At 71.8% G+C, this 20,835-nt stretch carries 11 protein-coding genes; 2 read left to right on the top strand and 9 right to left on the bottom strand.

Going from position 1 to position 20,835, the window contains the following annotated elements:
* Window positions 1-14: 14 nt before the first annotated feature.
* The 6 genes from HDA41_RS28900 to HDA41_RS28875 form a co-directional block, all read right to left on the bottom strand.
* Window positions 15-2,204, bottom strand: a complete 2,190-nt coding sequence (locus HDA41_RS28900; protein WP_184988887.1) for a glycosyl hydrolase family 95 catalytic domain-containing protein — start codon at window positions 2,202-2,204, stop codon at window positions 15-17.
* The gene (locus tag HDA41_RS28895) at window positions 2,201-4,180 is read right to left on the bottom strand and encodes a beta-galactosidase (RefSeq protein WP_184988884.1); all 1,980 of its coding nucleotides are present in this window, start codon (window positions 4,178-4,180) and stop codon (window positions 2,201-2,203) included. Before HDA41_RS28895 ends, HDA41_RS28900 begins: the two co-directional genes overlap by 4 nt.
* Window positions 4,180-6,390, bottom strand: a complete 2,211-nt coding sequence (locus tag HDA41_RS28890; RefSeq protein ID WP_184988881.1) for a beta propeller repeat protein — start codon at window positions 6,388-6,390, stop codon at window positions 4,180-4,182. Before HDA41_RS28890 ends, HDA41_RS28895 begins: the two co-directional genes overlap by 1 nt.
* A gap of 139 nt (window positions 6,391-6,529) precedes the next feature.
* The gene (locus tag HDA41_RS28885; RefSeq protein WP_184988878.1) at window positions 6,530-7,465 is read right to left on the bottom strand and encodes a carbohydrate ABC transporter permease; all 936 of its coding nucleotides are present in this window, start codon (window positions 7,463-7,465) and stop codon (window positions 6,530-6,532) included.
* Window positions 7,462-8,496 carry an ABC transporter permease gene (locus HDA41_RS28880; RefSeq protein WP_184988875.1) on the bottom strand — a complete coding sequence of 345 codons (1,035 nt, stop codon included), beginning with the start codon at window positions 8,494-8,496 and terminating at the stop codon, window positions 7,462-7,464. Before HDA41_RS28880 ends, HDA41_RS28885 begins: the two co-directional genes overlap by 4 nt.
* A gap of 27 nt (window positions 8,497-8,523) precedes the next feature.
* On the bottom strand, window positions 8,524-10,215 hold the full coding sequence (locus HDA41_RS28875) for an extracellular solute-binding protein (protein ID WP_184988872.1): 1,692 nt from the start codon (window positions 10,213-10,215) through the stop codon (window positions 8,524-8,526).
* A 371-nt stretch (window positions 10,216-10,586) separates the two neighbouring features.
* Between HDA41_RS28875 and HDA41_RS28870 the strand changes: the two genes are divergently transcribed.
* Window positions 10,587-13,424: a glycoside hydrolase family 3 C-terminal domain-containing protein gene (locus HDA41_RS28870; RefSeq protein WP_184988869.1), complete on the top strand. Its 2,838-nt coding sequence runs from the start codon at window positions 10,587-10,589 to the stop codon at window positions 13,422-13,424.
* 98 nt (window positions 13,425-13,522) lie between these two features.
* Here the strand turns inward: HDA41_RS28870 and HDA41_RS28865 are convergent, their stop codons facing one another.
* From HDA41_RS28865 to HDA41_RS28855, 3 genes are all read right to left on the bottom strand, one after another.
* The gene (locus tag HDA41_RS28865) at window positions 13,523-14,968 is read right to left on the bottom strand and encodes an aldehyde dehydrogenase family protein (protein WP_184988866.1); all 1,446 of its coding nucleotides are present in this window, start codon (window positions 14,966-14,968) and stop codon (window positions 13,523-13,525) included.
* Between the two features lie 132 nt (window positions 14,969-15,100).
* The gene (locus tag HDA41_RS28860) at window positions 15,101-16,774 is read right to left on the bottom strand and encodes a PucR family transcriptional regulator (RefSeq protein WP_184988863.1); all 1,674 of its coding nucleotides are present in this window, start codon (window positions 16,772-16,774) and stop codon (window positions 15,101-15,103) included.
* Between the two features lie 125 nt (window positions 16,775-16,899).
* Window positions 16,900-19,194, bottom strand: coding sequence for an ATP-binding protein (locus HDA41_RS28855; RefSeq protein ID WP_184988860.1), 2,295 nt, complete (start codon window positions 19,192-19,194; stop codon window positions 16,900-16,902).
* Between the two features lie 266 nt (window positions 19,195-19,460).
* Here HDA41_RS28855 and gabT point away from each other — a divergent pair, with 266 nt between their 5' ends.
* On the top strand, window positions 19,461-20,795 hold the full coding sequence (gene gabT / locus HDA41_RS28850; RefSeq protein ID WP_184988857.1) for a 4-aminobutyrate--2-oxoglutarate transaminase: 1,335 nt from the start codon (window positions 19,461-19,463) through the stop codon (window positions 20,793-20,795).
* Window positions 20,796-20,835: the final 40 nt, after the last annotated feature.

Here is a 20,835-nt window from a genome sequence, read left to right as displayed (position 1 = left end):
GGGGATGGGGGGAACTACCACGTCCTCAGGGTGAGGACGTGGTCTTCTCCGGCGACCAGGTGGAGGGATTCCGTGCCGGAGGAAGTCCGCAGTTCGACGCGGTGGGTGCGGCCCGGCCGGATGACGGCGGTGGCGCCGTCCGGGGACCAGGTGAGGTCGATCTCGGCCCCGAACCGGGTGCGCACACCGCGCAGCGCGCCACTGGGGTATGCCGTCGGCAGCGCGGGCAGCAGGACCAGCCGGTGGGGGGTCGACTGCACGAGCATCTCGATCAGGACGGCGGGCAGGGTGTGCGCCGCGTCGGCGTTGTAGACGTCGCGCTCGGGGTAGTGGGCGCTCATCAGGGAGGCGTGGAAGAAGTCGCCGCCCAGGACCTGGCCGAGGGCGTGGGCGACGCGGTCGCCGTCCCTGAGCCGGGCCGCGATGAGCGCGTGGTGCAGGTGGCCGTGTGCGGAGTCGTTCTCGGCGCCGCGCAGTTCGAGGGCGCGGTGGGCGGCGGCCGCGAGCTCGGGGGTGTCGTAGGGGGTGATCTCGTCGAGGGGCCAGACGCCGTAGAGGTGGCTGAGGTGGCGGTGGTCGTAGGAGTCCTCAAGGCCCGGCCAGGCCCATTCCGCCAGGGCTCCGTCCGCGTTGATCCGGTGCGGTGGGAGCCGGTCGGCGAGGGCGTGCCAGCGGTCGGCGTCGGGGCCCGGGTGGTAGGCGGCGGCGGTCCGCAGGGCGTGGCGGGCCGCGGAGAGGTCCATGGCCGCGTTGAGGGTGCCCCAGCTCGCGTTGGCGGGGCGGTTCTCGGGCGAGTAGGAGGGGACGACGACGAGCCGGCCGTCCTCGTCCGTGCGGGTGAGGAAGTCCTCGTAGAACAGGGCGACTTCGGCGAGCGCGGCGGCGGTGCGCGGGTCGCGGGTGCCGTGGGTCTCGTCGTGGTCGACGAGCGGTTTGAGCAGCCAGTCGGCGCCGGCCGTCCACAGGTGCAGCGGGTACTCGCGGTTGAAGTGGTACGAGTGGCCGGACTCGCCGTCGGTATGACCGGGTGCGACGGCGCCCCGGGTGCCGAAGATGGCGCGGGCGTTGTCGCGCCAGTCGGGCAGCTGGCGGTGGATCAGGTTCGCGTGGGCCTGGGTGACCTCGGGGAGGGCGGCGGCAGCGGCCGAGGCGGTCTGGAGGTTGAGGTTGGCGTCGTTGGTGAACGCTCCCGACCAGGCCGTGTTCCAGTCGCCGGTCCACAGTCCGGTCAGGCGGGGCGGGAAGAGGCCGCTCGCGGACAGCAGGTGGTAGCGGCCGGCCGCGAACAGGCGCTCCAGCAGGGCGGCGCTGCGGGGCCGCTTCAGCAACTCGGACCCCGGCAGCGCCCGTTCGGCGGGGTCGGCGGCCAGGTCGAGGGTGACGCGCTCGTAGGCGGTGCGGTGCAGGGCGGCATGGCGGTCGAGCAACTCGTCGTACGCGGTGAGCAGGTCGCGCAGGGCACGCCCCTCCCGGACCACGTCCAGTTCGCCGGTGTGCCGGTGCACCCGGGTGAGGAGCAGCACGGACCGGGCTCTCTCGACGTGCACGCCGGGGGGTGCGAGGGTCGTCGTGCCGCCCGTCACGGCGAGCAGGGTGACGCCGGTGCAGGCCAGGTCGCTGTCCGGGTAGCGGGCGCGCAGGCTCAGCAGGGCGCCCTCGGCGGTGAGGACGGCTCCGTGACCGACGCCCAGTCCGGCGGGGGCGCCGGGCAGCCGGTGGTCCAGGTCGATGTCGAGGGTGAGGCCGGGCCCGGTGACCTGCTGGACGATCACGTCGTCGGCGCGGGAGACGAAGACGCGGCTGGTCCAGCCGGTACAGGTGGCCCGTACGACACCGGTGGTGAAGTCGACGTCGCGCCGGTAGCCGGGGCAGTCGCCCGGCGGCCGGCGCAGCCGGACCTGGAAGGCGGGGTGGAAGGGCTGCACCCACTGGTGCGGCCGTCCGTCCGTGAAGCTCTCGGCGGCGGTCGTGTCGCCCGCCAGGAGGCGGTCCTGGAGGGCGGGGAGGCCGGCGGCGAGCTGCGGCGGCCGCGGGTCCCTGCCGTTGGGCCGCACCAGGGTGTGGTGCGTGACGACGACCCGCTCGTCGTCCGGCTCACCGAACACGAGGGCGCCGTGGTGGCCGTTGCCGCTCAGGAAGCCGTCCTCCCAGCGAGCGGCCGGGTGCGGCTCCCACGTGCCGTGGACGGCTGCGGAGTCGGTCATGGCCGCAGCACCGCCGCCCCGTAGCGGCCGAGTGTGACCCGGTCGGTGACGGCCGTCCCCGTCAGCAGGTCGTGGTGGGTGCCGGGGACCTCGACGGTCACCGGCTCGCGGCCGTGGTTGAGCACGAACAGCACCTCGCCCCGCAGGACGGCCTCGACCTGCTCGGGGAGGCCGTCGAGCACCGGCCGGACGCCCGCGTCCCCGGCGATCCGGGCCAGCAGCTCGCGCAGGGCCTCGGGCTCCGGGAGCGTGGAGAGGTACCAGGCCCGGCCCTTGCGCAGGACGGCGGGCATGCCGTCCAGTTCGCCGCCCTTGTAGCAGGTCGTGTCGTCGGGGTCGGCGGGCTCGATCTCCTCGGACCACAGCGTGCCCCGGAAGCCCTCGCACGCGACGGTCTCCCCCGGGTCCAGCGGCCACCACTCGTGCAGCGTGCGGATGCCGAACAGCTCCCGCAGCCGGGCGTCCATGCCGCCGGGGCGCACCCGGTCGTCCTCGTCGGCGACGCCGGTCAGGAAGCCGCAGACGAGGGTGCCGCCCTGCCGTACGTAGCCGAGGAGGTTGTCGATCGCCGCGTCGGTGAGCGCGTACAGCTGGGGCACGACGACCACCGAGTACGGCGTCAGGTCGTGCTCGGGGTGGGCGAAGTCGGTGGTGAGATGCGCCTGCCAGAGGGCCCGGTGCCAGGCGCGCAGGACGTCCGGGTATTCCACCTGGCTGGACGGCCGGCCGTCCTGGGCGCCGGCCCACCAGGCGTTCCAGTCGTGCAGGACGGCGACGTTCGCGGTGATGTGCCGGCCGGCCACCTGGGGGGCGATCTTCGCCAGGTCCGCGCCGAGCTGCTTGACCTCCTGGTACGTACGGCCTTCCTCCCCCGCGTGGCTGACCATGCCGGAGTGGAACTTCTCCGCGCCCTGCCGGGACTGCCGCCACTGGAAGTAGCAGACGGCGTCGGCGCCCCGGGCCACGGCCTGGAGTGACCACAGCCGGTTGAGGCCGCGCGGCTTGGGGTGGTTCACGCCCCGCCAGTTGACCGGCCCGGCCGCCTGCTCCATGAGCATCCAGGGCCCGCGTGCCTGGGAGCGGGTCATGTCCTGCACGAGCGCGCCGTTCTGGGCGCCGAGCGGGTCACGCGGGTCGGGGTAGAGGTCGACGGAGACGACGTCCTCCTCCCCCGCCCAGCGCCACGCGTCCTGCCCGAACCACAGCGGCATGAAGTTGCTGGTGACCGGGATGTGCGGGGTGTGACGCCGGACGATGTCCCGCTCGGCGGTGTAACACTCCAGGAGCATGTCGGAGGTGAAGCGCCTGAAGTCCAGGACCTGGGTGGGGTTGCGCATGTAGTGGGGCAGGCGGGGCGGCAGGACGCCGTCCCAGCAGTCGTAGCCCTGGCTCCAGAAGGCGGTGCCCCAGGCCTCGTTGAGGGCGTCGAGGGTGCCGTACTTCTCGCGCAGCCAGCGGCGGAAGGCGGCGGCGGCCTCGTCGCCGTGGTCGAAGGTGCAGTACTCGTTGTTGATGTGCCACATCGTCAGGGCCGGGTGGCCGCCGTAGCGGGCGGCCAGGTCCTCGGTGATGGCGGCGGCGTAGCGCCGGTAGGTGGCGCTGGAGTGCGAGAAGTGCTGGCGGCCGCCCCACCACTCGGTGCGGCCGTCCTCGGTGACGGGCAGGGTGTCGGGGTGCAGCCGGCCCATCCAGGGCGGGGGCGAGGAGGTGGGCGTGGCGAGGACGACACCGATGCCGTTCTCGTGCATCAGGTCCATCAGCGTGTCCAGCCAGCCGAACTCCCGTGCGCCGGGCTCGGGTTCGAGCTTCGACCAGGAGAACACGCCGAGGGTGACGGAGTTGACGCCGGCGTCCTGCATCAGCCGGACGTCCTCGTGCCAGGTCTCCTCGGGCCACTGCTCCGGGTTGTAGTCGCCGCCGAAGAGGAGACGGCCCCGGGTGGCATCGCTCAGGCCGGGCCCATTTCGCTCCTGCATCAGACGGGCTCCCCGTACTGCACGCCGCGTCCGTTGGTGGCGATGTAGACCCGGCCGTAGACGCGCGGGTCGCCGGTGATGGCGGCGCCGATCCAGCCCCACTGGTGCTGGTCGTCGTTGATCCGCGTCCAGGTCTTCGCCTCGTCGTCGGAGCGGTAGACGGCGGTGATGGTCTCGGTGGAGCCGACCATGTAGACCGCCGGGTAGGAGGCGCCCTCGGCCGCCTTGCCGAAGCCGAGCGTGTACGACGCCCAGCAGCTGCCGGCCTTGGTGAAGGTCGCGCCGCCGTCGGTGGAGCGGTACAGCCCGTTCCACTTCAGGCTCAGCCACAGGTCGCCGGAGCGGCCCGGGGCCGCGACGAGCCGGAACTCGGTGTCGCCCGAGTTCAGGCCGGTGGCCCGGGCGGTGAAGGTCAGGCCGCCGTCGGTGCTGGCGTGGAGTGTGCCGGTGGCGGTGTCGAAGGCGTAGAAGCGCTTCGGATCGACCGGGTCCGCGACCGGGGCGGCACCCTTCGGGTAGGAGGAGACCTCGGTCCAGGTGGCGCCGTTGTCCGCCGAGCGGTGGGCCGGGTACGTGGTGCCGTCCCAGTGCGCGAAGGACCACAGCAGCACGCTGCCGTCGGCGTTGGTGGCGATCGGCCCCGGCGCGTCCTTGGCGATGGCGGGCTGCGCCTTGAAGGGCGCCCAGGTCTTGCCGCCGTCGTTCGACCAGGCGCCGTTGCCGTGGTCGCCCCATCCGGCCCGGACGACGTACGACGGCTTGGCCGCGGCCAGCGCGAGTCCGGTCGTCGTACCGAACACCGGGTTCGACGCCATGCCGCGTGAAGGCGATGCCGTGAGCCGCTCGTGGTACATGACGCCGACGTCGCCGGAGCCGCTGATCAGATGCGCCTCCCCAGCCGGAGGGGAGAGCAACTGGCGAATCGACGCCTCCTCCAGGCCGCGGATCTGCGGGGCCCAGTTCTTGAGGTCGCGGGTGCCGTAGAGGGTCGCGCCGGTGCCGTAGACGATGTGCTCGGAGTCGAACGGGTCAAGGCCCACGGCCTGGATCCACCAGCCGAACTTGGGCTTGTCGGCGCCGAACGTGAGGAAGGGCGTCTCGGAGACGTCGAGGACGGCCGTGTCCTTCAGGGACGTCCAGGTGCGGCCGCCGTTGGTGGTCCGGTACAGGGTGTCGACCAGCGACCAGCGGTTGTTGGTGGAGACGACGACGGTGCCGGGGCGACGGGCGTCGACGGCGACACCGCCGTAGCCGAAGGAGTCGGTTCCGCCGTCGCTCGTCGGTCCGCCGGGCTTCACGGGCGTGACCTCGGTCCACTTCCCGGTGGTCGTACGCAGCTTGTGCACGCTGCCGTCGGACTGGCCGTTCGGGCCCGGGGCGTTGGCGTACGTCACGTACAGCTCGCAGGTGTGCCGGTCGTACGCGGCCCGGACCGGGACCTTGGCGGCGGTGCCCTCGGGCTGCCCGGGGACGGCCTTCCAGGTGGTGCCGTCGGCGGTCCTGTAGAGGTTCGCGGAGGTGCCGTCGGAGTCGCCCCAGCCGGCGTAGACGGCACGCCCCGCCGCGACGAGGAGGGTGATGCCCTGGCCGGTGGCGCTGGGGGCGGCCGGGAAGCTCACGGCCTTCCAGGTGGCGCCCCGGTCGGTCGACTTGAGCAGCCCGTCGTGCCGGGTGCCGAGCCACAGCGTGTCGCTGTCCCGGGGGTCGACGAGCAGCCGCTCCCCGCATCCCCGCCCGTCCTCGTTGGCCCCGAGCTTCACGGTGAGGTCGGTGCGCTTCCAGGTCGCGCCGCGGTCCTCCGACCGCAGCACCGCCCCGTTGCCGGCCCAGGACTGCGCGTACGTGCCGAGGGAGAGGTACAGCCGGTTCGGATGGGCCGGGTCGACGGCCATGGCCTCCACACCGAGCAGGTTCCAGTCGTCCCAGCCGATGTGGTCGGTCAGGGGGATCCAGCGGTCGGTGCGGTCGTCCCAGCGGTAGGCACCGCCGATGTCGGTACGGGCGTAGGCGAGGCCGCGGACCGTGGGGTGGAAGAGGACGCCGGTGACGAATCCGGTGCCGCCCTGGACGGCGTTGCGCCAGCGGTAGGCGGGAGTGGCGGCGGAGTCGGCGGCCTGTGCCCGCCCCTGGACCATCGGAAGGGTGGCGACGGCGGCGGTGGCAGCGGTCCCGGCGAGCACGGCTCTTCTGCTGAGGTGGAACGTGCGCATGACATACCTCGGTTCTTGCAAAAGGGGAGAAGTGGATGCCCCTTCTCGGGGGCGCGGGGAACTGCGCGAACAACCCACAACGAAGCCGCGCTCGACACACAGACCGAAAGCCCTACGGCGAGAACTCACACAAGGGGCATCACCCCTTGACGGCCCCCGTGAGCATGCCCTTCTTGAAGTGCTTCTGGATGAAGGGCGACAGGACGGCGACCGGCAGGAGGGCCATCACCATGACGGCCATCTGCACGGCCAGGCCCGACAGCTGCCCGGTCTTGATGGCCTGGCCCAACCCGACCGGTGCTTCCTGCTTCTGCACCAGCTGGATCATGACGTTCTGCAACGGCATCATGTCCTGGTCGTTCAGGTACAGGGAGGCGTTGAACCAGGCGCTCCAGTACCCGACGGCGTAGAACAGCGTGATAACGGCGAGCACCGCCCGCGACAACGGCATGACGATCTGCCGCAGGATCCGGAAGTCCCCCGCCCCGTCGATCCGCGCACTGTCGATGAGCTCCTGCGAGATCCCCATGAAGAAGCCGCGCAGCACGAGGATGTTGAAGACGCTGAGGGCACTCGGCAGGATCAGCGCCAGATAGCTGTCGGTCAGGCCGAGGGACTGCACCAGAAGGTAGGTCGGGATGAGACCGGCGCTGAAGAACATGGTCGCCAGCAGCATCATCAGGATCCAGCGATGGCCGAGGGAGCCGCTGCGGGACAGGCCGTAGGCACACAGGACGGACACCGTCATCGAGAACAGCGTGCCGACCAGGGTGACGAGGACGCTGATGATCGCCGCACGGGTGACCTGGCCGCCGCTGAGCAGTTCCTTGTAGGCGATGAAGGTGATGTCCTTGGGCACCATCACCAGGCCGCCGGCCTCGTCGATGGTCTTGCGTGAGGACAGGCTGGTGACGACCACGATCCACAGCGGGAAGAGAATCGCCAGGCAGGCCAGCGACAGGGCGAGACCCTTGCCGGCGAGACCGGCCCTGGAGGGCGCCTCCTCCCAGGCCGGCCGGGGCGGCGCCTCCCACCAGCCAGGTTCCTTCACCGGCTTGTCGATGACGGCGCTCACTTCTTGTACACCCCCTGCTCGCCCATAAGATGGGCCACCTTGTTCGCGGCGAGGACCAAGCCGATGCTGATCACGCCCTTGATGAGTCCTGCGGCGGCCGCGTAGCCGAAGTCCTGGTTGCGCACGCCGTTCCACCACACGAAGGTGTCGAGGACCTCGGCCGCGCCCGGTCCGACGGCGTCGCGTTGCAGCAGGATCTGCTCGAAACCGACGGTGAGGGCGTCGCCGACCCGCAGGACCAGCAGCAAGGCGATCACCGGGCGCAGCGCGGGCAGCGTGACATGCCACATGCGGCGCCAGCGGCCGGCGCCGTCCATCGCGGCGGCCTCGTACAGGTCCGGGCTGACCGAGGCCAGCGCGGCGAGGAAGACGATGATCCCCCACCCGGCGTCCTTCCACACGCTCTGCGCGGTGATCAGGAGGGGGAAGGTGTTCGGGTCGGTCATGATGTTGAGGCCGTTGTAATCGTGCTGCCGCAGCAGCTGGGAGAGGATGCCCGCGCCGCCGAAGATCTGCTGGAAGACGGCGATGACCAGCACCCAGGAGAAGAAGTGCGGCAGGTAGAGAACGGCCTGTGCCACCGCCCGCACCCGGGGCCTGACCACGCTGTTGATGAGCAGCGCGAGCAGGATCGGGATCGGGAAGAACAGCACGAGCTGGAGGGAGAACAGCACCAGCGTGTTCTGGAGGGCGTTCCAGAACGCCGAGTCCTCGAAGATCCGCTGGAAGTTCTCCATGCCCACGAAGGGGCTGTTCAGCATGGAGACGATGCCGTTGTCGCTGATGTAGGGGTCGTAGTCCTGGAAGGCGACGACGTTGCCGAGGATCGGCAGGTAGTTGAAGACCAGGACCAGTACGACGGCCGGCAGGGTCATCAGGAGCAGGACGCGGTCGCGTCTGAACCTGAGCCACAGGCTCAGTTTCCCCGAGGGTCGCTTCTCCGGTGAACCGGTGGCGCCACCGGACGCCACCGGGGTCTTCTCCGTCATGTCGGCCTCGGCCCTGCTCCGAGGCACCGTGCTGTGGGACACGGCCGTTCTCCTTGCCTCAGAGCCTGGTCAGCTCGCCGCCGAGCCGTTCTCGTCGAGGATCTTCTTGTACCAGTCGCGCAGCTTGTCGCCGCCCTTGCTCTTCCAGTCGGAGACGGCCTGCTGCATGTCGCTGATCTTCTTGCGGCCGCGGGTGATGTCGTCCTCGAGCTGCTCGAAGTCGTTGCCGAGGTTGGTGTAGCGGCCAGGCTCGGTGATCTGCATGCCCCAGAAGGAGGACTTCTTGGTGAAGGCGCCCATCCGCTGCTGCCACTCGACCTGGCCCTTGGCGACGTCCGGGAAGTCGGGGTGGGCGAGAGTCGCCGCAGGGCTCGCGACCATCACGTAGGCGTTCATCACCTCGTTGTTGCCCTTGTCGGTCTTGACCGGGACGCCGTCCTTGACGGAGTAGTGGGTGCCCTCGACGCCGTAGTTGGTCATCATGTACTCCTTGGTGCCGTACGGCGCGGCGGTGACGTTGGCTACGGCCAGCACGTCACGGATGACCGACTCGGAGGCCTTCTTGTTGACGAAGGCGAAGATGCCGGCGGGCTGATCGGCCCACAGGGTGGGGTTGCCGCCGTCGTGGCCCCAGACGTCCATGCCCCAGATCTTGAAGTCCGGGCTCTGGGTGGCCTGTTCAGCGGTGCGGCTCCACCACTGGGTGATGTTGTTGGGGTAGATCAGGAACTCGCCCGCCGCGAACTTGGGGCCCGGGTCGGGGGCGTTCTTGCCCATCTCGGAGTCGGGGTGGACGACTCCGGCGGCGAAGAGCTTGCGGGCCCACTCCAGGGCCTCGAGGTACTCCTCGGTCTCGATGCGGCACATCAGCTTGCCGTCGACGAGGTTCCACCACAGCGGCTTCTCGCTGCCCGGAAGCACCCCGAAGTTCTGGAAGGCGGTCCACTTCATGTCGAGGCAGGCCCACCGCTTGGCCTTGGCGTTGGTGATCTCCTTGGCCAGGGCCATGAACTCGTCCGCCGACCGGGGGATCTCGTATCCCTCCTTGTCGAAGACGTCCTTGCGGTACAGCGGCACGATGCCGGTGACGTACGGGGCGGGCTGCGGCAGGCCGCGCAGTTTCCCGCCGAAGAGGGAACGCTGCCAGGCGTCCGTAGGGATCGCGGCGAGGTTCGGGTACTCCTTGACCGCGTCCCCGGACAGGTACGGGCCGAGGTCGGCGAACTTGTTGATGATGGCGCTCGGGATCTTGCCGTTCATGTTCCAGCCGGGGACGACCACCACATCCGGGATGTTGCTGGAGGCGAGGACGGCGCCGAGCTTCTGGTCGTAGGTGTTGCCGTCCTGGTTCTGCCAGACGACGTCGACGCCTATCAGGTCGTTCATCGCCCTGTAGTAGGCGTTGTTCTGCTGAGGCGGGGAGCCCCAGAACGGCGACATGACGGTGACCTTGCCACCCTTGCCGAGCTTCTTCGTGACCGAGGTCTTCAAAGTGGCCAGGTCGAGCTTGCTGGTGAAACCGATCGCCGAGCCGTTCTTGGCCGGGATGTCCGGCTTCACCACGTTGTTGGCCACGAAGGCCGGCAGGATCTTCTTGGCGTCCTTGCCCGACGTGGTCCCGTCCCGCGACCCGCTGTCCGACCCGCCGCACGCGGCAAGCAGCGGCATCCCGCCCGCCACCGCTGCGGTGGCGACCGCCGTGGAGGCGAGGAAACTTCTCCGGCTGGGTCCGGAGGAGGCGGAGGCGGCGTTCGGCGTCATTGCGTCAACCCTTCATGGCGCACCAGGACACCCGGCGGTGGGCCGTCGGCTGCGGTGTCTCGAGTGGAACTGGCTGAGCCGAAGCGATACTCCGACGCGTGACGGGGAGTGCGCACCACCAGGTGGCGGACTTCACAGTCGAAGCGCTTCGATGTTGCTGCGAGGTTAAGTGAACACCCAGGGGTGCACAAGGGGCGATTCCAAGATTCCTCCGGGCTGTGCACAAGCGTGATGTGACGCGTGTGCCGCATGAAACGCCGCCGAAAGGCCGGAGTTGTTGCGCCGGGGTGTCTTGACACCCACCCCCACGTCGAATGAGCATCGAAGCGCTTCGAAAGGGCCCTGCCGCTCCATCCCAGAGGGAAACCCACGTGACCGCACACACGCCGCCCAGTCCGCCGTTCCGCGATCCGCGCCTGCCGTTCGCGAAGCGGATCGACGACCTCCTGTCGCGGCTCACGCCGGCGGAGAAGATCGCCTTTCTGCACCAGTTCGCGCCCGCCGTCGAACGGCTCGGCGTCGCCGCCTTCCGCACCGGCCAGGAGGCCCTGCACGGCGTGGCGTGGATGGGCCCGGCGACGGTGTTCCCGCAGGCTGTCGGCCTGGGCGCCACCTGGAACCCGGAGCTGGTGCGGCGTGTCGGCGACGCGGTGTCCAAGGAGATCCGCGCGATGCGCGCCAAGGACGACCGGGTCGGCCTCAACGTCTGGGCGCCGACGGTCAACCTGCTGCGCCACCCCCTGTGGGGTCGCAACGAGGAGGGCTACTCGGAGGACCCGAAGCTCACCTCGGCGATCGCCACGGCTTACACGCACGGCCTGCGCGGCGACCACCCGACCTACTGGCGCACCGCTCCCGTGCTGAAGCACTGGCTCGCCCACAACAACGAGACGGACCGGTCCACGACGTCGAGCTCGGTGCGCCCGCGCGTGCTGCACGAGTACGACCTGAAGGCCTTTCGCGAGACCGTCGAGGCGGGTGCGGTGGCCGGGGTGATGCCGGCGTACAACCTGGTCAACGGCCGCCCCAACCACGTCTCCCCTTACCTGGGCGAGCATCTGCGCGCCTGGACCGAGGAGGACCTGCTGGTCTGCTCGGACGCGGGCGCGCCGAGCAACCTGGTCGACTCCGAGCACTACTTCGACACGCACGAGGAGGCCACCGCAGCCTCCCTCGTGGCGGGCGTCGACAGCTTCACGGACCACGGCACGGACTCCTCGCAGATGATCGGGCGTCTGCGCGGCGCCCTGGAGCGCGGGCTGCTGACCGAGGCCGACGTCGACACGGCCGTCCGCCGCCAGCTCTCGGTCCGCTTCCGGCTGGGTGAGTTCGACCCGGAGTACGACCCGCACGACGCCACCAGCGAGTTCGACACCCCGGCGCACCGCGCTCTCGCACAGGAGGCCGCCGAGCAGGCCGTCGTGCTGCTCAAGAACGACGGCGTGCTGCCGCTCGCCCCGGACGCCCGGGTCGCGGTGGTCGGGCTGCTCGCCGACGAGTGCAAGCTCGACTGGTACAGCGGCACGCTCCTGCACCGCTCGACCCCGCTGGAGGGCCTGTACGAGCGGTTCGGCGCGGAGCGGGTGGAGTTCGCGGAGGGTGTGGACCGGGTCCGGCTGAAGACCTCCGCGGGCGCCTTCCTGCACGTACCGGTGGTCGAGGACGCCGCCGACGAGGTGCGCGGCGCCGAGGGCGCGCTCGACCCGGCGCTGCTCGCGGGCCGCACCGACCTGCCCGCGCTCACCACCGACGCGACCGGCACAGAGCTGGCGCTGGTCGACTGGGGCGAGGGCGTGCTGACCCTGCGCGCGCCCGACGGCCGCTACCTCTCGGTCGCCGACGACGGCCGCGTCCGCGCCTCCGCCGACCAGCCGGGCGGCTGGGTCGTCCAGGAGACGTTCCGACTGGAACCGCACGAGAACGGGCACCTCCTGAAGCACCTGGGAACGGGTCGCCACGTGTGTGTCTCCGCCGACGGCCTGAAGGTTGCCGACGAAGATCCCGAGGTCTTCGAGCTGGTCGTCACCGAGCGCGGCGAGGAAGCGGTGGCGCGGGCCGCCGCGCAGGCCGACGTGGTCGTGGTGGTCGCGGGCAACGACCCGCACATCAACGGCCGGGAGACCGAGGACCGTACGACCCTGCGGCTGCCCGCGCACCAGGAACGGCTGCTGCGGGCCGCCCGCGCGGCGAACCCGGCGACCGTGCTGGCGCTGGTCTCCGCCTACCCGTACGCGGTCGACCCGGCGGACCTCCCGGCCGTGCTGTGGACCGCGCACGGCGGCCAGGCGGCGGGCACCGCCCTGGCCCGCGTGCTGGCCGGTGACGTCTCCCCCGCCGGCCGTCTCCCGCAGACCTGGTACGCCGACGACGCCGACCTGCCCGGCCTCCTCGACTACGACGTGATCGGGAGCCGTCAGACGTACCTGTACTTCGAGGGCACGCCCCTGTTCCCCTTCGGGCACGGCCTGTCGTACACGTCATTCGCGTACGACGGCCTGACGGCCCGGGTGGCGGACGGCTCGGTGCACGTCTCCTTCACGGTCACCAACACCGGTGACGTCACCGCCGACGAGGTCGCCCAGCTCTACACCCGGGCCGTCGACCCGTCCGTACCGCGTCCGCGCCGCGAGCTGCTGGACCACCGCCGCGTCACCCTCGCCCCCGGGGCGACGACGGAGCTGGGTTTCCGGGTGCCGCTGGGCGCCTTCGAGTTCTGGGACGTGGCGCAGGACCGGTGGCGTCGGGAGCCGGGCGCGTACGAGCTGCTGGCCGGGGCCTCCAGCGAGGACGTCCGGCTGCGGACGACCGTCACGCTCGACGGCGAGCCCGCCCTGCCGCGCGCGGTCGTCGCGGGCGGTCTGGCCGCGGCCGGCTTCGACGAGCAGAGCGGTATCGAGATCGTCGACCGTACGAAGGTGTCGGGCGACGCGGTGACGCCGGTGGACGCGGCCACGGGCGAACTGGTCTACCGCCGCTGCGACTTCGGGCGCGGCATCGCCGAGGTGACGATGGAGGTGGCCGGTGAGGGCACGGTCGAACTGTCCCTCGACGGCGGGCCGGTACTCGCGGTGCTGTCGCCCGGCACACCCACGCCGGGCCCGTACGACTACGTCTCGCTTCGCGCGTCCGTCGCCGCCGCGGGCGTGCACGACGTGCACCTGAGACTGCGCGGCCCGCTGCGGCTCGCGCACGTCGGCTTCTCCGGTTGAGGGTCCGGAGCAGGCCGGCGTAAAAGAAGGGGCCCGGCACCGGAAGGCATCGGTGCCGGGCCTCTTCGCCCAGTCTATATGAAAATGGTTCCCATGAGCTAGAGAGCGATGCCGGTGAGCACCATCACGCGCTCGTACGTGTAGTCCTCCATCGCGAACCGCACGCCCTCCCGGCCCACACCGGACTGCTTGACGCCGCCGTACGGCATCTGGTCGGCGCGGTAGGACGGCACGTCGCCGACGACGACGCCGCCGACCTCCAGGGCGCGGTGGGCCCGGAAGGCGGTCTGGAGGTCATGAGTGAAGACGCCCGCCTGGAGGCCGTACTTGGAGTCGTTGACGGCGGCGAAGGCCTCGGCCTCGCCGTTCACCTTCTGTACGGTGAGGACCGGTCCGAAGACCTCCTCGCAGGAGAGGGTGACGTCGGCCGGTACGTCGGCCAGCACGGTCGGCGCGTACGAGGCGCCGTCGCGCTTGCCGCCGGTGAGCAGCGCGGCACCGGCGTCGACCGCCTCCCGGACCCACGTCTCGACGCGCTGGGCGGCGTCCTCGCTGACCAGCGGCCCGACGTCGGTCGCGTCGTCGCTCGGGTCGCCGGTGACCTGTGCCTCGACGGCGGCGACGATGCGCGGCAGCAGCCGGTCGTACACGGAGGCGTCCGCGATGACCCGCTGGACGGAGATGCAGGACTGGCCGCCCTGGTAGTTGGAGAAGGTGGCGATGCGGTTCGCCGCCCGGTCCAGGTCCTCGTCGCTCGCCCAGTCGGCGAGGACGACGGCCGCGCCGTTGCCGCCCAGCTCCAGGGTGCAGTGCTTGCGCGGCACCGAGTCCATGATCGCGTAGCCGACCTTCTCGGAGCCGGTGAAGGAGATCACGGGCAGGCGCTCGTCCTGCACCAGGGCGGGCATCCTGTCATTGGCGACCGGCAGGATGCTCCAGGAGCCCGCGGGCAGCTCGGTCTCGGCCAGCAGCTCGCCGATGACCAGACCGGACAGCGGGGTCGCCGGGGCCGGCTTGAGGATGATCGGGGCGCCGGCGGCGATGGCCGGGGCGACCTTGTGGGCGCAGAGGTTGAGCGGGAAGTTGAAGGGCGCGATGCCGAGTACGACGCCCTTCGGGAAGCGGCGGGTGAGGGCGAGCCGGCCCTGGCCGCCGAGGTCGGTGTCGAGCCGCTGGGCCTCGCCGCCGTTGAACCGCCGGGCCTCCTCGGCCGCGAACCGGAAGACGGACACCGCCCGGCCCACCTCGCCGCGTGCCCACTTCAGTGGCTTGCCGTTCTCGGCGGAGATCAACTGCGCGATCTCCTCGGTGCGCTCCACGAGGCGCTTGCTGACGTGGTCGAGGGCGGCGGCGCGCACGTGCGCCGGGGTGGCGGCGAACTCGTCCCGCACGGCGTACGCGGCGGCCACGGCCTCCTCGACCTGCGCGTCCGTCGGCACGCTCACCTTGCCGACGAGCCGCCCGTCCCACGGGGAGGTGACATCGAAGGTGTCCTCGCCGGTGGCCTCACGGCCGGCGAGCCAGAAGGCGTGGGTGGAAGTCATAGGTGTTCCGGCCCTTCGGCGTTGGGGGTGGTCCTGTGCTGCGGGTCCCACGGTAGGGGCGGGGTGGCCGAAGGTCGTTTGTCCGGGGCGTAGCAGTGACGGGTGGGGACACTACGGTTTGGCACACGGGCTCTAGTCGGTGGAAGTCGCCTTCAGGGCGAGCCAGAGCTCCATCCGTACGTCGGCGTCGTCCAGGGAGCGGCCGAGGATCTCCTCGACCCGGCGCATGCGGTAGCGGAGGGTGTGGCGGTGGACGCCGAGGTCGGCCGCCGCCGCGTCCCACTGGCCGTGCCGGGACAGCCAGGCGCGCAGGGAGGCGACGAGGTCGCCGCGGCCCGTGGCGTCGTGCTCGTACAGCGGCCGCAGCATCCCGTCGGCGAAGGCCCGCACCGCGTCGTCCGCCAGCAGCGGCAGCACGGATCCGGCCGCCATCTGCTCGTGCTCCACGAGGACGCGCCCGCGCCGCCGCGCCACCGACAGCGCCTGCTCGGCCTGCTTGTACGCGGCGGACGCGGCGATGGGCCCGGCCGGCGCCGACAGGCCCACGACCAGCTCGTCGTCCTCCCCGCCCGGTACCTTCTCGCGTACGCCCGCGCGGGCCGACTCCAGGGCGGCCGCGTACTCCCCGCAGGCCGCCGCGGCGGCACCGCCGTCCGCGGCCAGCACCACCAGCCGTTCCCCCTCCGGCACCACGAGGACGGCCTCGCCGGCCCGGGCCGCGGCGGACTCCATGACGTCGGCGAGCGCCGCGAGGGGGTCTCCGCCCGTGTCGGCCGCGGCGAGCGCGGCGGCCGACGGCCGCTCGAGCGCCGGGGCGCCGGCCGGGGCATCGGCACGGACCAGCGCGGCCGAGGCCGACACCGGCACCCGCTCCGCGACCAGCATCCGGAACGGCGCGTCCAGCAGCTCGCCGTACAGGTCCCCGGCGACCGCGCGCGCGTGGTCCGGCTCCCCGGCCAGCAGCATGCGCAGCACCGCAGCGCCGATCCGCTGCTCGGCCGCCTGGAGGGACCGGGAGCGTTCCGTGGTCAGGGTCAGCAGCGCGATGGCCGAGTGGACGGCGTAGCGCTCGGCGGTGCCGAGGGCGGCGGCCGTGCCCACGGCGAGGGCCGCGCGGGGGCGCCGGCCCGTGCCGATGGTGTGCAGTTCGACCCGGTCCTCGTGCTCCGGTCCGCCGACCACCGACGACGCGGGCGCGGGCCGTTCCCGCAGCCTCTGCACGTCGCCGGTGAGCCGCGCGGCCCGCCGCCCGGCCCACTCCGGTGCCGTGGCGACGACGGCGCCCGAGGCGTCGTACAGCGCGGCCCATCCGTCGACCTGCGAGGCCAGCGCGGCCAGCAGCCCCTCGGGCCCGCCCGTCTGGGCCTGCCTGGTCAGCTCGCGCTGGGCGGCGAACCCGGCCGTGACGGAGCGGTACTGGTCGGCGGCGATCGCGGCGGACACGGCCTTGCTGATGGCGAGGAAAGGCGTGCGGCGCGGCACCTCCAGCAGCGGCAGGCCCTCCTCCTCGGCCGCGTCGACCAGCGCCTTGGGGATCTCCTCGTAGTTGACGCCGACGGCGAAACCGAGCCCGACCACCCCGGCCCCGACCAGCCGCCGTACGTAGCGGCGCATGGCCTCCGGGTCCTCGGCGTCCAGTTTGAGCGCGGTGATCAGCAGCAGTTCCCCGCCCTCCATGTAGGGGACGGGGTCGGCGAGCTCGCTGACGTGCGCCCAGCGGACCGGCACGTCGAGGCGGTCTTCGCCCGCCCGCACGGTGAGTTTCAGCGCGGAGTGGTGGACGAGCGAGGCGAGCGTCGGGGGCATGAGGCCTTCAGGTCTGCGTCAGGACGTGTGTGATCTTTGTGCGCTTTTGGCCGCCACGTATGAACGACCTGTGACGATTCTGCCTCACCGTACGGTCCCCGCGAACCCGCACCGGCCGGAAGCCGTCAGCCCCGCAGATCCACCAGCAGCGGCGGCGCGTGCTCGCCCTTCACATCGGTCAGCGACAGCACCGCGTGCCCGGCCGGCACTCCGTGCGCCAGCTCGGAGGCGGACCAGCGCTCCCGTTCGACCTGCCGCACCGTCACCGCCCGCGCGGTCGGGGCCTGGCCGGTGATGACCCGCCGCAGCATGTGCACGGCCTTGCCCGCGGGCGTCTCCGCGATGATCTGCCGGTCGGTGACGTCCCGGGCCTCGGTCCACTCCTTGCCCCACACCTCGGCGAAGTCCTGCCCGTCCCACGGGGTGAGTCCCGACAGCGCCATCCGGCAGCCGGTGGCCCCGAGCAGCGGCCCGCGCAGCGGCCGGGGCACGTCGTCCAGCGTCCGCAGGGTCAGCACGACCCCGGCGTTGCCGGACCGCAGCCGCTGGATGCCGCGCACGGCCTCGGGCGTCACCACCCCGGTCGCGTCGTCGAGCAGCAGACAGGCGAACAGCGACCGGTCCTCCCGTACGGCGACACTCGCCGTGAACTGCGCGAGCACCAGCCGCGCCAGCATCCGGGAGGCGTCGGCGTGCCCGCGCTCGGGCAGGTCGATCCGCACCCGGACGGGATGGTCGAGGGCCTTGAGGGTGAAGGGCCGGGTGGCCCCGGACGTGTCGAAGAAGGGGGCGAAGGCCGGCCGGTCCAGCAAGGCCACCCGGTCCGCGAGCACCCCGCCGACATCGCCCGGCTGTCCCATCTGCCGCTCCCGGGCGTCCAGTTCCCGCAGCAGCGACTCCTGCCCGGCGTCCTGAAGCCCCTGCCGCAGCGCGGCCAGCGGCCCCGGCGCCCCGTCCAGCAGCTGCCGCAGCTCCGGTACGGACGGAAAACGCCCGTGCACCGCCCGGAACGGCCCGAGCAGCTGGGCGAGCACGGTCGTGGAACGCCTGCTGTCACTGCCCGGGTGCGGATCGGCGAGATCCCCCACCAGCGCCTCGGCGAGCACGGCCGCGGCCTCGTCCGGGTCGCCGGTCCCCCCGTACAGATCCAGGTCGTACTCGGAGTCCTGGTTCCCGATCCGCACGACGACGTCATACGCGTCGGACGGCCCGAGCCCGGCCCCCGCCGCCCCGACCACGACGACGGCGGCCCGCCCGGCGAGAGCATGCAGACACAGCGACTCGGCGAGGGGCCGCACGACGGCTCCTGTCTTTCCGGAGCCGGCGGGGCCGACGGCGAGCAGGGAGGTGCCCAGCAGTTCCGGGCCGAGGGCGAGGCCGGTGCCGCGGTAGGCGTACGGATTGCGCGGATCGTCGGCGCTGGTGCCGAGCCGCACCTGCCCGGTGAGCAAGTCGTGCCGGGCCAGCCGGGTGGGCAGGTCGCGGGCGCCGGAGGGGTGCAGGCAGGCGGCGGCACCGTCCTGGAGCACTGCACCGCTGAAGGTCGCCAGACTGTGCCGACCACTGCGCACGCCCTGCCAGGCGCGGGCGATCCGGGCATGGTCGACGTCCCTCATGAGCCCGGCCCGCGCGTCGGCGGCAAGCCGCTCGGCGGCGTCGACGGCTCCAGCGGCACGAAGGGCGGGCCACTCGGCGGGGTCGGCTTCGGGAGCGGGCTGCGGCGGGTCACCCGGCATGCTGCGGCGCCAGGCGGCCGGGCCGTACCGGCGCCACAGCTCAGGCCAATGCCCGACCCTTCCGAAGAGCGCGAAGATCGCGAGGAACACGAGGCCTTCGTAGATGTACGAGGCCACGCCTCCCACGGCCCCGGCCTTGCCGAGAACCCAGGAATCCGGCGCCAGCACGAACCACGGCCAGAGCCAGAAGCCGCCGAGATAGCCGTTGTACAGCAGCGAGCACAGCAGCCAACCGCACAGGAACGCGATCACCGCACCGCCCACCAGCTGCCGTGTCGGAATCCGCTCCGGCTCCTCAGCCGGCCGCGGCCGGTGCCCGAACCGCCACACGCCGGGCGGTGCCTCGGGCCGGGGCGTGCGCAGCCACGTCAGGAAGGAGGAGCCGTCCGGCATCGGAGGCACCCCTGGCGCCCGGGCCGGCCGGGGAGGCACAGCGGATCCGCCCGACGCCGCACCGGATCCGCCCGACGCCGCACCGGATCCGTTCGACGGCACGCCGGGGCCGTCCGGCGGCACGCCGGGGCCGTCCGGCGGCACCGCGGGCATCCCCGGCGGAGCGCCATGGCCGTTCGGCGGCGCTCCGGGCACGTCCGGTGGCCCCGCGGGCACCTCCGGCGGCCCCGCCGGACGCGGCACCGGGTTCGCATGCGTACCCCGGGCCTCCTGCGTCCCGTCGCTGTCCATCGCCCTTGCCCCCTGACCAGCCGCTCCGTCCACCATCAGCGAGCCAATCTAACGCCCTCCCCTGGGGAGTTCACCGCTTACACGGCCGAGGCGTGGGCACCGGGCCACGAGACCGCCATGTCCACCCCGGACAAGCCGCCCCGCCGACAACGCCCACATGGAGCATGCCCACCCCCCTCCCCCCGCCCTAGCCTGCGAGAAAAGAAGCGAAGTGTCCGTACACCCCCGTCCGCACACCCCCGTCCGCACCACCCCAGGAGCCCCGCATGACCGCACTTCCGCAGGAGCGCCGCGTCGTCACCGCCATTCCCGGACCGAAGTCGCAGGAGTTGCAGGCCCGCCGTACCGCCGCGGTCGCGCAGGGTGTGGGGTCCGTGCTGCCCGTGTTCACGGCGCGGGCCGGGGGCGGGATCATCGAGGACGTCGACGGCAACCGGCTGATCGACTTCGGGTCGGGCATCGCCGTGACCTCCGTCGGCGCCTCCGCCGAGGCCGTCGTGCGCCGGGCATCCGCGCAGCTCGCCGACTTCACCCACACCTGTTTCATGGTCACGCCGTACGAGGGGTACGTCGAGGTCGCCGAGGCACTCGCCGAGCTGACCCCCGGTGACCACGCCAAGAAGAGCGCGCTGTTCAACTCCGGCGCCGAGGCCGTCGAGAACGCCGTGAAGATCGCGCGGTCGTACACGAAGCGGCAGGCCGTCGTGGTGTTCGACCACGGCTACCACGGGCGCACCAACCTGACCATGGCGCTGACGTCCAAGAACATGCCGTACAAGCACGGCTTCGGGCCGTTCGCGCCCGAGGTGTACCGCGTGCCCGTGGCGTACGGCTACCGCTGGCCGACCGGCCCCGAGAACGCCGGCCCCGAGGCCGCCGCGCAGGCCATCGACCAGATCAGCAAGCAGGTCGGCGCGGAGAACGTCGCCGCGGTCATCATCGAGCCGGTGCTCGGCGAGGGCGGTTTCATCGAGCCGGCCAAGGGCTTCCTGCCGGCGATCCGCAAGTTCGCCTCCGACCACGGCATCGTCTTCGTCGCCGACGAGATCCAGTCCGGCTTCTGCCGTACGGGGCAGTGGTTCGCGTGCGAGGACGAGGGCGTCGTCCCGGATCTGATCACCACCGCCAAGGGCATCGCCGGCGGTCTGCCGCTCGCCGCCGTGACCGGGCGCGCCGAGATCATGGACGCCGCGCACGCCGGCGGTCTGGGCGGCACCTACGGCGGCAACCCGGTCGCCTGCGCGGGCGCCCTGGGCTCGATCGAGACCATGAAGGAGCTCGACCTCAACGCCCGGGCGAAGAACATCGAGGCCGTGATGAAGGCGCGCCTTTCCGCCATGCAGGACAAGTTCGACATCATCGGCGACGTCCGGGGCCGTGGCGCGATGATCGCAATCGAGCTGGTCAAGGACCGCGCCACCAAGGAGCCGAACCCGGAGGCGACCGCCGCGCTCGCCAAGGCCTGCCACGCCGAGGGCCTGCTGGTCCTGACCTGTGGCACCTACGGCAACGTGCTCCGCTTCCTGCCCCCGCTGGTGATCGGCGAGGACCTGCTGAACGAGGGCCTCGACATCATCGAGCAGGCCTTCGCGCGTATCTGACGAGCGTGTGAAGAAGGTGTGCGAGGTGGATGGCAGCGGG

The sequence above is a fragment of the Streptomyces caelestis genome (genome assembly GCF_014205255.1).
Classification (GTDB): Bacteria; Actinomycetota; Actinomycetes; order Streptomycetales; family Streptomycetaceae; genus Streptomyces; species Streptomyces caelestis.
The sequence above is the reverse complement of the archived record's forward strand: the minus strand, read 5'-3'. Positions and strand labels throughout refer to the sequence as shown.